Origin of the sequence: Pseudoalteromonas sp. R3 (genome assembly GCF_004014715.1) — a bacterium.
GTDB lineage: Bacteria > Pseudomonadota > Gammaproteobacteria > Enterobacterales > Alteromonadaceae > Pseudoalteromonas.
Genome location: NZ_CP034835.1, coordinates 596175 through 610980, shown reverse-complemented (window position 1 = coordinate 610980; position 14806 = coordinate 596175). Strand labels below are relative to the sequence as shown.

Below are 14806 nucleotides of genomic sequence, written 5' to 3'. Positions count from 1 at the left end.
TTGCCATGAATATACTCGTCATTGGCAGCGGTGGCCGTGAACACGCTCTGGCGTTCAAGGCTGCACAAAACCCATCTGTAAAAACTGTCTTTGTTGCCCCTGGCAACGCAGGCACGGCGCTTGAGCCAAAACTGCAAAATGTCGCCATTGGTGTGGAAGACATCGATGCACTATTGGCTTTTGCCAAAGAGAATAAGGTCGAGCTGACCATTGTTGGCCCTGAAGCCCCACTGGTGATCGGCGTAGTAGACCGCTTCCGTGAAGCTGGCCTGGCTATTTTCGGTCCGACGCAGGGCGCAGCTCAGCTGGAAGGCTCGAAGTCATTTACTAAGGACTTTTTAGCACGTCATCAGATCCCGACAGCGGCCTATCAGACCTTTGAAGAGATCGAACCTGCTCTGGCCTATGTCAAAGCACAGGGCGCCCCCATTGTAGTCAAAGCAGATGGCCTGGCTGCCGGTAAAGGCGTGATTGTGGCAATGACCGAAGCTGAAGCTGAAGATGCTATTCGCGATATGCTGGCGGGTAATGCATTTGGTGAAGCTGGTAGCCGCGTGGTGATTGAGGAATTCCTCGAAGGTGAGGAAGCCTCGTTCATCGTGATGGTCGATGGTAAAAACGTTTTGCCATTCGCCACCAGTCAGGACCACAAGCGCGCTTATAATGGCGACGAAGGTCCTAACACAGGTGGGATGGGAGCTTACTCACCAGCGCCGGTTGTGACAGCCCAAATCCACCAGCGCATTATGGATGAGGTGATCACACCAACCGTTGAAGGCATGGCGGCAGAAGGCCACCCTTATACTGGCTTCCTGTATGCAGGCCTGATGATTGCAGCAGACGGTACACCTAAAGTCATTGAGTACAACTGTCGTTTTGGTGATCCTGAAACGCAACCTATCATGCTGCGTTTGCAATCGGATTTGGTCACACTGATTGAAGCGGCTAACCGTCAGGAGCTGGATCAGACTGAGATTCAGTTTGATCCTCGCGCTGCTGTCGGCGTTGTACTGGCAGCAAAGGGCTACCCAGGTAGCTATCCGAAAGGCGATGCTATCTCTGGTCTGCGTGTTACTTATTCGGAAGGTGAAAAAGTCTTCCATGCAGGTACGAAACAAGATGGTGACGCTGTGGTTACCGCGGGCGGACGTGTCTTGTGTGCCACTGCTTTAGGACACACAGTGACAGAAGCGCAAAAACGCGCGTATGCACTGGTACAGGAGATTAACTGGGACGGTGTTGAGTACCGAACCGATATCGCCTACCGCGCCATTGCCCGCGAGCAATAAGTTAAAAAACGCCAAACCGGGTCACTGACCCGGTTTTTTATTTTCCCGCCTTTGTTCACCTCTAGGTCGCGCTTTGTTAGGATAGCCGATTTCAACCATCTTTAGGGGCGTAAAGATGCAAGGTACTCTACGTAAGATGCAGGCGCAATTGAATTGTGCATCAGCACCAACCATAAACTATCAGTTACCTGTGGGCGACGACCTGTTGCCATTGAACGACCTGATTGGCAAGCGTCTGACGCTCACCTTCAGCGGCAATATTTTCTGCTGTAACTGTGGCAAGAAAACCAAGAAAAGCTACTCACAGGGACACTGTTTTGTGTGCATGAAAAAGCTGGCCAGCTGCGACATGTGCATCATGAAGCCTGAAACCTGCCACTACGATCAGGGCACTTGCCGCGAACCTGAGTGGGGTGAAACCCACTGTATGATCCCCCACTACGTTTATCTGGCAAATACGTCCGGCCTTAAAGTCGGTATCACTCGTCATACCCAGATCCCAACCCGCTGGATCGATCAGGGTGCCACACAGGCTGTACCTATCTTCAAAGTACAGACCCGCCTGCAATCTGGCTTAGTGGAAGTGGCATTGGCGGAATTTATTGCCGATAAAACCAACTGGCGCAACATGCTTAAGGGCATAAATCCTGAGCTGGATCTCAAAGCCTCAGCAGCAGAGCTGATCCCTCAGATCCAGACTAAGCTGGACGAACTGGCCGAACTGTTTGGCGCCACGGCCATTGAGCGGCTGGATGAAGAAGTGGTAGATCTGAACTTCCCGGTTACCAGTTACCCTAGTAAAATCAGCTCCTTTAACTTTGATAAAGAGCCGGTTGTCAGCGGTACCTTACAAGGTATTAAAGGTCAGTACCTAATCTTTGACACAGGTGTGATCAATATCCGTAAGTTCACTTCATACGAAGTCTCGGTAAGCCTGGACTAAATTATACGCGGCTATTTAACGGCCGCTTACCAGACGTTGCGGTGGCGCAAGCTCGCTTATGCCCCGCTCTGAGCGATAAAAGTTAAGCCATTCTGACTGTGGCAACGGGCGACAGTAGTGATATCCCTGCATGGTATGGCACCCCAGCTTTTGCAAAAACTTCTGCTGCACCGATTTTTCAACCCCTTCCGCCACTACATGTAAGTTCAGTGCTTTAGCCATCGCGACAATCGCCGTAACAATCTCGCTATTCCCATATTCATCGGGAATTTTGGCAATAAAACTGGCATCAATTTTCAGTATATCGATCGGTAGTTTGGTCAAATAGCTCAGCGCCGAATAGCCGGTGCCAAAATCATCCAATGCAATCGAGACTCCCAGAGTTTTGAGCTTCTTCAGCATGACCTTGGCATCATGTAGATTACTGACAAAGCTGGTTTCGGTCAGTTCTAACTCCACATAACGACCATCCAGGTTATGTTGCTCCAGTGCTTTGGCCATGGTCATCACCAAGTCGCCCTGGCTGAGATGACTGGCGGAGATATTAATTGCAATGCGGCGTATATCTAGTCCTTCATTCAACCATAGCGCCATTTGCCGGCAAGCTTGGTTAATCACCCATTGATCCAGCTTGACAATTAAACCCAGCTCTTCGGCCAGCGGAATAAACTGAGCAGGCGAAATAGTGCCCAGGTTTGGATCCTGCCAACGCAGCAGGCATTCCACACTCATGATCCGACCACTGGTCAGGCAGCGCAGTGGCTGATAATGTAGCTCAAACTCCCCACCTTCCAGTGCACTTTGAAAACGGCTTAACATCGACAATCGTTCCAGCGAACGCGCATTCATTGACGCTTTGTATAATTGAAACGAATTGCGCCCCAGCTCTTTGGAGCGATACATTGCTACGTCCGCATGTTTGAGCAGACTCTCACTGTCAAGGCCGTCTTCGGGGTAGATTGCCGCACCCAAAGAGGCCGTGGCAGTGACGTTAAGCTCTCCAAGTGCAAAGGGCACACTGAGCTCACTTAGGATCTGATCAGCAAAATTAACAACATCTTCCATGTGCTCTACTTCGGTAAGCAACACCACGAATTCATCACCACCGAGGCGAGCGAGTGTATCTCCTTGTTTCAGGATGGCTTTGATCCGCTCACTCACCTGGCTGAGCAGCTTATCTCCGGCGCTGTGGCCTAGCGTGTCATTGACTTCTTTAAAGCGATCCAGATCGATGAACATCACGCTGAGTTTATGTTTATCACGCTGTGCTGAGGCCAGTGCCATCGACAGTCTGTCGTAAAACAAACGCCGATTAGGTAGTCCGGTCAGTTCATCAAAATAGGCCAGCCGGGCAATTTTTTCTTCGGCATTTTTACGCTCAGTAATGTCACTGAAAATGGCCGCATAAAGGACATCATCGCTGTAGGGTTCATTGATCTCAATAATAGTCAGCCATTCTACATAGACTTCACCACTTTTACGTTTATTGCAGATCTCCCCCTGCCAGACGCCCTTATTTCGCAACTCCTTCCACATACGCTCATAGTACTCCTGACCATGTACTCCGGAGCTGAGAATACTGGGGTTTTTACCCAGTACTTCATAGTCCTGATACCCAGTTAGCGCGCTAAACGCCGGGTTGATCTGGATGATCTCACCGTTGGCGCGGGTGATCATAATACCATCGAGCGATGCATCGATAATGCGATTCGCCAGATAGAGGTTTTTCTCCGACTTTTGCAATGCCAAGTCACGCTGAGCCAGCACTTTTCCAATTCACTGCAGTAGGCCGTTTCTATTTCTGTCAGCACATTTTTCAGTGCCAGTAAGCCCATCACCTTGTTGGACCCTGGCTCACGGATCACCAGGTGACGAATCGAACGTGCGGTCATCAGACGATAAGCATCAAACAAGCTGTCTTTGGGTGTCATGGATTCCATGGGATAACTGGCCAGTTCCCAGCAAGGCATACGCCAGTCCTGATTGAGGATCACATAGGCCACATCCCGTTGCGTAATAATGCCGTATTCAGCCAGGGACTGATGATAAACCAAAACGGCGGTGGTCTTGTCCCGGCGCATCGCATGAATGGCTTCAGAAATACACGCTTGTGCATCCAAGGTGCTGATCTGTGACTCAAAATGATCTTCTATGGGACGAAAGTGCAAATAGTGGTCCAGCCCCTGATTGCGTACAATGTCAGACAGAGAAACCACACCCAACGGCCGGTTATGGGCATCCTTTACCAGTAAATGGCGGATCCCCAGTTGATGAAACTTGATGGTCGCTTCACTCAGCGTTTGACTGATCAGGATATCATGAACCGGAGAGTTCATGATATTGCCGATGGCGGTCTGTGCCAGCCCACTGTGTTCGAAATCCAGGCTGACACAGTCTGACTCCGTCCAAATTCCGACGATTTTATCGTCCTGCGTAATAAATATTGAACTGACCCGCCGCTCTCTCATCAGACTCAGCGCATCATACAGACGCGTGGTGTAGTCACAACACAGCAGGTTATTTGAGTAAACATCTTTAATTTGCAGTTGACGTGTATCGCCCATCATAAGCACAGCCTCGCTTTCAGCCAATCTAATCGAGTATAATGGAGAGAATTTAAACAACCTTGACCAAGAACAAATAATGACAATAAAGTCTTACCCGTTCCTATTATGGTTAGACCAAAGTCTAGCCTATGTCAGCAATGAAAATGAATTGACGGAAATGTGCCATTATTCGGGCCCTGACGAGGGGATCTGTATCTATCGTAATGGCCAGTATATGACGCGTTCCGGGAGACAATAGCGCCCTTGTCGGCCGATGCACTCACCCGATTAGTGCAACAAACTTTAGTACAGGAAGGCCAGTGTTGCGTCTCTAAACTCAGTGAATGCAGCGTTGAAGATGCCTTTAAACTGTTAGAGAATATTCGTTAACAGGACAGACCTCAGGCTTCTGCCAGTGCCCGAACATGACACTCAACACTGCGCCCCAGCGATGACAGATCATAGCCGCCTTCAAGGTAGGAAATGATCCCCAGACATGACTGGGCTTTGGCAAAGGCAATCACTTGTTCGGTAAACCAGATATAGTCCTGCTCGACAAAACTCAGGCCCCCATATCATCCTCAAGGTGGCCATCAAACCCGGCACTGATGAAAATCAGTTGGGGTGAAAACGTCTTGAGTCTGGGCAGCCATTGCTGCTCAACCAGCGCCCGAAAGTCACGCCCGTCGCTGCCAGCTGGCAGCGGTGAATTTAACACTGAGTCAGTATTTTCAATCGCAGTATTCGGATAGAACGGATATTGAAACAAAGAGCAGAACAATACCTGAGGATCGTCCCGAACTATATCCTGCGTACCGTTGCCATGGTGCACATCGATGTCCAGCACCGCAATGCGCTCTACTCCTTGTTGCTTTGCATATGCCACCGCAATGGCCAGATTATTGAATACACAGAACCCCGACGAACTATGTTGGTTGGCATGATGACCAGGTGGTCGAACGGCGCAAAATGCCGCATCCAGTTTACCCGCTAACACCTCATCGACGGCCAGGATGCCCGCTCCCACAGCCCGCTCGATGGCTTTCATTGAATCCGGACATAACCAGGTATCGCCATCGAGCTCTGCCAAACCTGACTCTGGTAATGCCTCATATACCCGAGAGATATGTGCCTGATCATGTACTCGAGCAATATCTTCTAATGTCGCCTTGGGGGCTGTTTTATATTCAATAGCCACATCCAATCCGGAGGCCAGAATACGATCTGAAATGGCATCCAGACGCTCAGGACATTCCGGATGGTCCGCAATCATTTTATGTTTGCGGCAAAGTGGGTGAGTGATCAACGCCGTACGCATAGCAAAGCCAGTCCTTCGTGGAGTAATAACCTAAGTGTATCAGAGCCGACTTGAGCAGGCCCTGATACTTTGGTGTAAACTGCCTGCTTACTGTTCTGGCAGCGACTTAACTGTAAGCTGCAAATTATGGAAATCAAAACTGAAATCTGTGATATCCGGGTTTACCCAGGACATGCTTGCCGCTTCAATCTGCTGCGATGGAGACAAGGTGAAGTGAATATAGGCATCCGCCTCCAGCATAGGTTGTTGCCACTGCACAACGAAGGTATTACCCGTATGATGTACCAACTTTCCTTTGAGCATCGCGGTGTGAGTAAAGTCGATATGCAACTGACCTTCCAGCTCTTCAATAATGACATCGCCATACCAGGGACTGCTCAGGGTACCTGTATACACCTGATTGGCCAATGCCGGTTGAGGATTGTCAACTTTCACGACGCCCGCCTCACGATAGGTTTCCTCACGTTTTGCGTAATAACGCTCTGCGGTTTCTTTCACCCAGTCTCGTTCTGGCAAGCCGAGTGCGTCTTCAAATACCTCATTAATGATGGCGGTCAGAGCTGGGTAAACCTGCTGATTTGATAACACCACCACGCCCAGCTCTTTGCCCGGTATCATTGCCACCTGGGAGACCATTCCCAGGATCCCACCGCCATGGCCCACTTTTTTATGACCAAAATAATCTTCAATGGCCCAACCCAATCCATAGCCTCTGAATTGTTGCTGGTAATATTTTTTACCCTCTTTACTGGGCGCACGCATAATATGAGGCAACCACATCTGGGTTTGCTGTTCACTACTAAACAAGCGTTTACCCTCTGGTATTTGTCCTTGTGATAACTGGGTCAGTAGCCAGCGGCTCATGTCATTTGCGCTGGAGGCAATGGCACCAGCGCCACGGAAGTCTTCCAGATAATCGATAAAGAATGGCGTAAGTTGGTTCTCCCAGTAAATACTACCCGTGGCCCAGTTGGTGTTTTGCGCCGGTATCCTAGAAAACCCGGCTTTGGAGGTATTCATGCCCAGAGGCTTAAACATACGTTGTTCAACAAATGTACGCCAATCCTGACCAGTCACCCGATGTACCACCTCGCCCGCTACGACAAACATCAGGTTATTGTAGGCATATTCACTGCGAAAACTGCTGTTTACCGGTAAATGTGCAATCCCTTCAAGGAGGTCTGACATAGTTTTGTCGGTGTCCGGCCAAATCATCAAATCGCCAGCCCCTTTTCCCAACCCACTGCGATGGCTCAGTAAATCACGGATCGTCATTTCACGCGTTGCATAGGGATCGGCCAAACGAAACTCGGGGATATGTTTAATAACTCTGTCATCCCAGCTCAGCTTGCCTTCATCCACCAGCATAGCCAACGCCGCAGCAGTAAAAGCTTTACTATTAGAGGCAATGCCGAACAAGGTATTCGCGTCTACTTTATCTGGGTATGCAACATGGCGCACCCCAAATCCCTTAGCCAGTACCACTTCTGAGCGCTCAACCACAGCCAGTGCGATACCCGGAATATGAAATGTCTCCATCGCTTCGACGACCGCTCGTTCCACCTCTGCGACATTGACTTTAGGTGTGACCTGCCCGGCCAATACTGGCGTATGCATAACAGTCAGCAGCGCTGCGGCGATAAGACCTCTGCCAAATTGGTACTTCATTTTTATTTTTCTTCCTTATTGATAAATAGACAACTCCCGCTGGGCCCTGTGATAGTCCAAATCCAGGATACAAGGCTGTCTGGATAACAGCTGCTGATATGATGCGGGAAACTGATGATATTGGACGCCCCGAAGCACATGTTCCAGATACCAGGAAAACGGCAACAGGTCGTTGTGAAATTGTTGAGTAAGGTAGCAATGCGCGGTGGTCTGAGTGCCACATTGACGGACCACATCAACGCACTGACGCGCATAGCCCTCTCCTTCTATGCTATCAAGCAGCGCAACTTCTTGTTCAGTCAACGCATACAGCACACCATGGACACAAGCGTTACCGCTGTTATCCGGTTCAATAGAGCACTTTGCAGAGCCGTCCTGCCCCCGATGACGAAAACCCAGTGTATAACCAGGTAACCAGGCTGTGCCAACTAACCTGGCTTGGGGCAAACGCGCTTGCAGGCGCGCAGGTGTTAAGTTTGAACCAAAAGCAAAATTCAGTATTTCTCTTGCTGACATATGAACTCCCGGCGTTAAATAACCAATCTCAGTGCCAGCAAAAGTAAAACCACCCCGATTGCACGATCAAACCAGTGTCCGGCACGCTGAAAAAAGCGACGGACCGCGGCTTTACTCAACACTAGCGACAGTGATGAAAACCATAACCAGGTTGCAACAGCCATATATAATCCGTAGAAAAGTTGTACGGATTGTGGCGTGTCGGGATCTATCACTAGGGTAAACAAGGAGAGAAAAAACAAGGTAGCTTTTGGGTTCAAGGCGTTAACCAAAAATCCGCGGCGAAGTGCCGAAAAAGCACTTTCCTGCACCAGCTGCGCGGCATCATTTTGCTGAGAAGCCGGCGCAGCAGTTGCCCGCAATGCCTGAACTCCCATATATGCCAAGTATGCGCCAGCAAGATATTTGAAGACATTAAATAATTCGGGTGACTGAGATAGCAACAATGCAACACCCAGCAAGCAATAGGTGACATGCACCAAGATCCCAAGACCAACACCCGCACTGGTCATCAGTGCATTGCGCCGACCAAAGCTGATGCTCTGTTTCAATACTACCGCAAAATCCGGTCCGGGACTGGCCACCGCAAAAAAATGGGCCAGCGCAATCAGAATAAACTCATCCAGGTAAGGCGACACGGCTGCGCTCCTCAAGTGCCAGTAAAACCGGATCGGGTGACGATTTTATGATCCCCTTTAACTGTTTCTGGGCTTTCTTATAAAGACTTCTTAAATGTGGCTTCAGGTGTTTAGCCCCATTATATTCTGGTTTAAAATAACACACGAGCGCGTGCACAAATATGGTTTCGGCTTCACTGAGCGCAGCCTGACGATTCGCATAAGCGTTGTAACAAGAACCACACCCGCCTCTGAAATGATAAGCGCTGTTACTCAGCATGACTCCAAATCCCATATAAATAGCCAGTACATCCGCAGCGACAGGTAAATGTGCCTCACCACCTGGCGGTAACTTGCCAACCCTGTGGATTAAGATCATAGCTAAAGTACCTGCCAGGCTTGCAACCATATCCTGAGGCTGATTAATCTGGTTAGGGTTATATGACATTGCAATAGGCATTGCCGGTGGCTCAGACACGCAAACCTGCTCACCACGAAGCCCGCCCGTTAAGCTAAACTGAGGAAAAGCTTGCTGCATCGGCATTTGCTGAGGGGCTAGCAAAGTAACAGGCCAATTTTGCATTCCGGCATAGTCCCGCACCCGATTAAACACGGTCTGCGCCATCTGCTCAACACTGCTAACCTGATCAGGGAAATCCTTCACGGTAGGCTCTACAATCCGCGTATGAGCAAGAAAAAAGTCTACATCAAAGTGTTCAACCGCCCAACCGAACAAAGTAATCAACTGTAGAGCCTGAGCCTCTTCCAGCAACGGTTTAGATTTAAATATCGCCCGCATAATATCCTGTTATCCATATACATGCCTGTCAGTTCAGAAACGCTATGCGCACCATGAATCACTTGGCATCGTAAGAAAAGATTCTTATTATATTGCCATATTAGCGATAAATACCTTGTGATACCATGCCCCACCTGATCATTGAACACTCTGCCAACTTAGATATTCCTGCCACCCAACTTGTTGAAGCTGTCCATCGAGGCGCTGAAGCCACTCGGTTGTTTGACCCTGCATCAATAAAAACACGGGCAATTGCCTACAGTGATTACCAACTTGGCGGTGAACGTCAGGGCTTTATTCATGTTCAGGCCCATATTATTTCAGGAAGAACTCTGGCACAAAAACAGCTGCTGAGTGATGCGTTACTCAGTGCCCTGCGCTCACTCACACAAGATCCGCAGATAAACCTGAGTGTACACCCCTATGATCTAAATCCAGAGATCTACCGCAAGAACTAACCTATAATGTAGCGTTCCTGAGCTGGTCTCAGCTCACCCGCAGCAACAGGCGGGCCGCATTTAAATTAACAGAGCAACTACTATGAAATTCCCCTGTCGTTTAGATAAGTTTGTCAGTCACACCAGTGAGCTGCCGCGCAGTAAAGTCAAAATTGGGATCAAAAAAGGCCTGGCCGTTGTCAACGGTGAAAAGATCAGCAAAGCCGATCATACGATCCAACAAAGTGACAAGGTCGAATGGGAGGGAGCGCAGCTGGTTTTTCTGGGTAAGCGTTACTATATGCTGAACAAACCGACCGGTTACGTGTGTGCCAATCAGGACGAGCTACATCCAACCGTTTTCGAGCTTTTGCATGAGCCTAACTTAAAAGATTTTCATGTTGCAGGCAGACTGGACCTGGATACTACAGGGCTCGTTTTGCTCACCAATGACGGCGACTGGTCGCATCAAATCACCTCACCAAAAAAGCAAAAATACAAAACTTACCTGGTGGAGACACAAGAGCCACTCACAGAAGATGCACTAGAACAATTGCGCCAGGGCGTCGCACTGCACAACGAAAAAAATCTCACCCAGCCAGCTATAGCGGAGCAGCTGGATAAGTATGCGCTACGCTTATCTATCTGTGAGGGGAAATATCATCAGGTAAAACGCATGCTGGCGGCGGTGGGTAACAAGGTTATTGAGCTACACCGTGAAAACGTTGCTGGTATCGAACTGGACACACAACTTGCGCCCGGAGAGTACCGCTTACTCAACGATGACGAGATTAACATAATTAATGCAAAGTAAAACGCTGTCATGCCCCACAATGAGGAAAAATCATCTAAAAACTAGCGAAGACTGACGCTTTTCAGCTTTCCACAACTCGGAATTCGTGTTAAATCATAAAGTCAGGTTCTGCTACAGGGGCATCACGTGTTTTCATCACTTACGTTAAGAACAAAAATCATTTTATTTGCAGCCTCAATCTTTGTCGCGCTCATTTTAGTGGCGATCGTAGGGCTGCAATCCCTCAGGCATGCAAGCGAAACGGATAATATTGCCCGCATCAACCAGCTGATGAAAAGCACTGCAAACATAGTGCAGCAGTTCGAAGGGTTTGTACGCAGCGGCGCACTAACAGAAGAGCAAGCCAAAACGCTGGCATCGCAAATCCTGAGGGAAAATAAATACCACGATTCTGAATATGTCTATGTGGTAGACAATGAGCTTAATTTTATCGCTGCCCCCACGACCCTCATTTACACGACACCAGTTTTAACGATTTCAAGGACGCCAGTGGTAACAGTATTGGTCGTATGGTGGAGCGGCTGGTTGGCTCACAAACCAATCGTATTATTACCTATAACTGGACCTCTGAGCGTAACGGTACCATCGCCGCTATGACCTCCGTAGTGCAAAAGACACCTTTATTTGGGTGGTATGTTGGCACCGGGATCAGCTATCAGGAAGTCGACGAGCGCTATTGGGATACCGCCAGCTGGCTTGCCTCTCTGTCGCTGTTGATAGCCATTGCACTCACTTTTGCTTTAACGCGGTTTGGTCTGTCACTGTCCAATAAGCTGGGCGCCGAACTGGACGATGTACTCGACATTGTTCAGGAAGTGTCTCGTGGTAACCTGACTTCGAAGATCCGCAGCGATGACGCCAAACCTGACAGTATTCTGGCTGGTATGGAATATATGCAAGAGGGACTAAAAGGCGTGGTTGGCGGACTTAAGTCGGTCAGTGATTCACTCAATGAACAAAGCCACAATGGCGAAAAGCGCTCAACCGAATTGGAATCCCTGACCCGCAGTCTGAGTGAAGAGACCCAAATGGTCGCGTCGGCCATCACCGAACTCACCGCTTCTGCACAAACCGTTGTAGAACATGCCGAGCAGGCAGCTTATTCTGTACAGCAGGCAGAAGGTCAGGGGCAAAGTGCTGACAAACTGACCACCAAAGCATCAGAGGCCATTGCATTGCTGGAGCAGCAAATTGACAGTGCAGGTAATAATATCCAGGTGCTTGATGAAGAAGTGAAGAACATTGCGAATGTACTGAGCGTGATCCAAAGCATTGCAGAGCAAACCAACTTACTGGCACTCAATGCAGCTATTGAAGCTGCACGTGCGGGTGAGCAAGGTCGCGGCTTCGCGGTTGTTGCTGACGAAGTGAGGCAACTGGCTCAAAGGACACAAAGCAGCACAGAAGAAATTCATACCATGATCGGCAACCTTCAGTCAGCGACACAAGAAGCAAAGGCGTCCGTCACGCTCAGTATTGCCACCAGTGAAAAAACAGTCACAATGTCTAGCGAAGCAAGTGAGGCGCTCAAACGTGTTGCCGAATCGCTCAGCGCAATATCCCAAATGAGCTTTCAAATAGCACAGGCTGCCAAAGAACAACTTGCAGCTGGGGAAGACACTGCCCACAGAGTCGTCACCATATCTGACACTGCCAGTCAGACAGCCAAAGTATCGCACCACGCGCATCAGGCAACCGACAGTATCACGGCATTGACGCACCAGCTGGAAAAAGAAATGGCAAAATTCAAAGTTTAACTGAACTAGTTAATATTCAGATTTTCAAGAAGAAAAAGTGAAAAAAACAACGTGATTAACAAAAAATTAAACTTACATGAAAAATTTCATTTCACTTTTCCGGACTAGGTGGTAAATTTATTAACCAGAGCTTAATAGACCTTATGTTGTGCTATATGAAATAAATCATATATGATAGGTCTTAAAGCATACCCTATTCATCTGAATTACGTTTGCAAAGCCAATACGTGATCTCCCGATGAATGAGCAAAGGCGGAAGCTGTGCCTATACTCAATAAGCTGACTAGCCAGTTATTGTAGTCGTTTTGGTTAGGCAAACAACAATGACATAAGGAACATCAATATGAAAACTCTTTCATTCACTGATTGCCAAAAAGTCGCTGCCGGTTCCAGTGTGTTACACCCTGTTAGACCCGATGCCCAACAATATACCTTCAAATCTGAAACAACACGTACTTCGACATGACAAAGGATCTATCGATTAAAGACCTGCTACTACCATACGTTGTTATGGTAGTAGTCATTTTTATCATGCAGGATGCCACTTATGTATTCATCCTCTCTTGTATTGCAATCATCTCTCTGGTTTTTTTGATTGGACTGCGGATAAAAGATATAAATATTTGCGTACTCGCAATGATGAACTTGTCATCCATTCTGATTGAAAATCTGCTGTTTTCGACCGGTCTGATTAGTTCATATTCCGACGAAGAAAATCGCCTATTGCAGAACAGTATTATATTCGGCCTCTCCATGGTTAGAGAGTTATTGATTTTAGTACTCCTTACTTACCGTGTAGAAATCACCAAATGGCTTTTTCCGAAGCACCAGATACGTGCCACATTTGCTGACAGTATGATGCCCTGGCTCTACTTAATAGGCGCAGCCATCAGTTTCTTCGCGCTAATAGAAAACTATTTCCGAAACGCTAAAGGGTATGACATCACTTTCTTCTTCTATGCCTTTGAAATTACTGGCTACCTAATATTTTCGACCATTTGTGCGATGTTGGTTGCGCTAACAGTGCTCTCGTACAAAGAAGCCTATGAATTGAAAGTACCAACGATTAAAAGACGGGGTTAGTATTCTTAAGGCAAGCCAGTATGGTTCGACGTCCGGTTTGTCTTAAGAAAACATTCTGAGGTTTGATAGCAAGCCTCCTCAATACACATTTTCTAACAGCTATGATCGCATTCAGTCGCTGTGAAAAAATGGATTATCAAGGTAAATAGGGCGTGCCGTGCTCAAAAAGGACAGATCGAAATAGCGTGCTAATAGTTCTTTATATTGGCCACTTTCTTTAAGACGCGATAAACCCAGCGCCAGTTTATTTGCCAGCTCAGGCTTTTGCTTGTTCACAAAAAAGTAGAAATGTGCCGGGTAAGATAAGTAAAACTGCGGCAGCTTTATCAGGTCTTCAGAGGCTTGTGCCGCCAACTCGGAGTCGACCTCTATCACTGAACGAGGAAAATAGTCGGCCCTCTGAGTGGCAATTAAATCGAACATAGCCTGATAGTTTACAATTGGCCTGACTTTTAATCCATTGGCCGCCAGTATCTTAGTATCTGGCCAGTCATGACCTTGCACCGCCACCAATTTCGCCAGCTCAGTTTTGTCTTTCATCGTCTGAAATCGCGCTAACTGTGCCCGATTAACCAGCAGCGCCCGTTTCCCAATCAAGCCGTCAAAGAGCGGAAACTTGACCGCGATGGCCAGTTTTTCCCGTGCCGGACTGGACATACTCCAGTGTAAATCAACTTCCCCTTTGCTCAATGCCAAGAGCGTTCTTTGCTGGTGAGGATGGACCTTGACGTGGTGAATATCCACAGGGTATTCAGCCGCTTTTAAAGATAGGTCGAGCAATTCGTAGAGGAACAAATCGCGGTCATAGAGCGGTCGCATTTCTTTCGCAACATATATCGTTGACTTAGCTTCTGCAACCGCCCCAAGCAGGAATAGCATCAGATAAACATACCATTTTACCATACACCACCTAGCTCACATTGAATTGTCCGCCCTGAAAACGAGTATCTCAGGCGCTAATGTTGTTGACTCTCAAATTACACCTTAGCGTACTTAACTGCAACAATACTCAAGTGAAG

At 48.1% G+C, this 14806-nt stretch carries 10 protein-coding genes and 3 pseudogenes; 6 read left to right on the top strand and 7 right to left on the bottom strand.

Annotated elements, in window-relative coordinates:
- Positions 1 to 5 precede the first annotated feature (5 nt).
- The gene (gene purD / locus ELR70_RS07605; protein ID WP_054014410.1) at positions 6 to 1289 is read left to right on the top strand and encodes a phosphoribosylamine--glycine ligase; all 1284 of its coding nucleotides are present in this window, start codon (positions 6 to 8) and stop codon (positions 1287 to 1289) included.
- Positions 1290 to 1404: 115 nt separating this feature from the next.
- The gene (locus tag ELR70_RS07600) at positions 1405 to 2232 is read left to right on the top strand and encodes a DUF2797 domain-containing protein (protein ID WP_054014409.1); all 828 of its coding nucleotides are present in this window, start codon (positions 1405 to 1407) and stop codon (positions 2230 to 2232) included.
- 15 nt (positions 2233 to 2247) lie between these two features.
- On the opposite strand, the pseudogene ELR70_RS07595 reads toward ELR70_RS07600, so the two are convergent.
- The 6 genes and pseudogenes from ELR70_RS07595 to ELR70_RS07565 form a co-directional block, all read right to left on the bottom strand.
- A pseudogene (locus ELR70_RS07595) lies at positions 2248 to 4799 on the bottom strand (EAL domain-containing protein).
- A gap of 380 nt (positions 4800 to 5179) precedes the next feature.
- Positions 5180 to 6096 (bottom strand): annotated as a pseudogene (locus tag ELR70_RS07585) (histone deacetylase family protein).
- A gap of 87 nt (positions 6097 to 6183) precedes the next feature.
- Positions 6184 to 7764: a serine hydrolase gene (locus ELR70_RS07580; RefSeq protein ID WP_082353128.1), complete on the bottom strand. Its 1581-nt coding sequence runs from the start codon at positions 7762 to 7764 to the stop codon at positions 6184 to 6186.
- 15 nt (positions 7765 to 7779) lie between these two features.
- The gene (locus ELR70_RS07575; protein WP_054014405.1) at positions 7780 to 8280 is read right to left on the bottom strand and encodes a gamma-glutamylcyclotransferase family protein; all 501 of its coding nucleotides are present in this window, start codon (positions 8278 to 8280) and stop codon (positions 7780 to 7782) included.
- A gap of 14 nt (positions 8281 to 8294) precedes the next feature.
- Positions 8295 to 8918 carry a LysE family transporter gene (locus ELR70_RS07570; RefSeq protein ID WP_054014404.1) on the bottom strand — a complete coding sequence of 208 codons (624 nt, stop codon included), beginning with the start codon at positions 8916 to 8918 and terminating at the stop codon, positions 8295 to 8297.
- The gene (locus ELR70_RS07565; protein WP_054014403.1) at positions 8899 to 9696 is read right to left on the bottom strand and encodes a hypothetical protein; all 798 of its coding nucleotides are present in this window, start codon (positions 9694 to 9696) and stop codon (positions 8899 to 8901) included. Before ELR70_RS07565 ends, ELR70_RS07570 begins: the two co-directional genes overlap by 20 nt.
- Positions 9697 to 9821: 125 nt before the next feature.
- On the opposite strand from ELR70_RS07565, the gene ELR70_RS07560 reads away from it, so the two are divergent.
- The 4 genes and pseudogenes from ELR70_RS07560 (at position 9822) to ELR70_RS07545 (ending at position 13787) form a co-directional block, all read left to right on the top strand.
- The gene (locus ELR70_RS07560; RefSeq protein ID WP_054014402.1) at positions 9822 to 10154 is read left to right on the top strand and encodes a 5-carboxymethyl-2-hydroxymuconate isomerase; all 333 of its coding nucleotides are present in this window, start codon (positions 9822 to 9824) and stop codon (positions 10152 to 10154) included.
- 82 nt (positions 10155 to 10236) lie between these two features.
- Complete coding sequence (locus ELR70_RS07555; protein WP_054014401.1) at positions 10237 to 10947, top strand: pseudouridine synthase; 711 nt, start codon at positions 10237 to 10239, stop codon at positions 10945 to 10947.
- Positions 10948 to 11073: 126 nt separating this feature from the next.
- Positions 11074 to 12704, top strand: a pseudogene (locus ELR70_RS07550) (methyl-accepting chemotaxis protein).
- Between the two features lie 462 nt (positions 12705 to 13166).
- Positions 13167 to 13787, top strand: coding sequence for a hypothetical protein (locus ELR70_RS07545; protein WP_082353127.1), 621 nt, complete (start codon positions 13167 to 13169; stop codon positions 13785 to 13787).
- Positions 13788 to 13898: 111 nt separating this feature from the next.
- Here the strand turns inward: ELR70_RS07545 and ELR70_RS07540 are convergent, their stop codons facing one another.
- Positions 13899 to 14690: a transporter substrate-binding domain-containing protein gene (locus tag ELR70_RS07540; RefSeq protein ID WP_054014399.1), complete on the bottom strand. Its 792-nt coding sequence runs from the start codon at positions 14688 to 14690 to the stop codon at positions 13899 to 13901.
- Positions 14691 to 14806 lie beyond the last annotated feature (116 nt).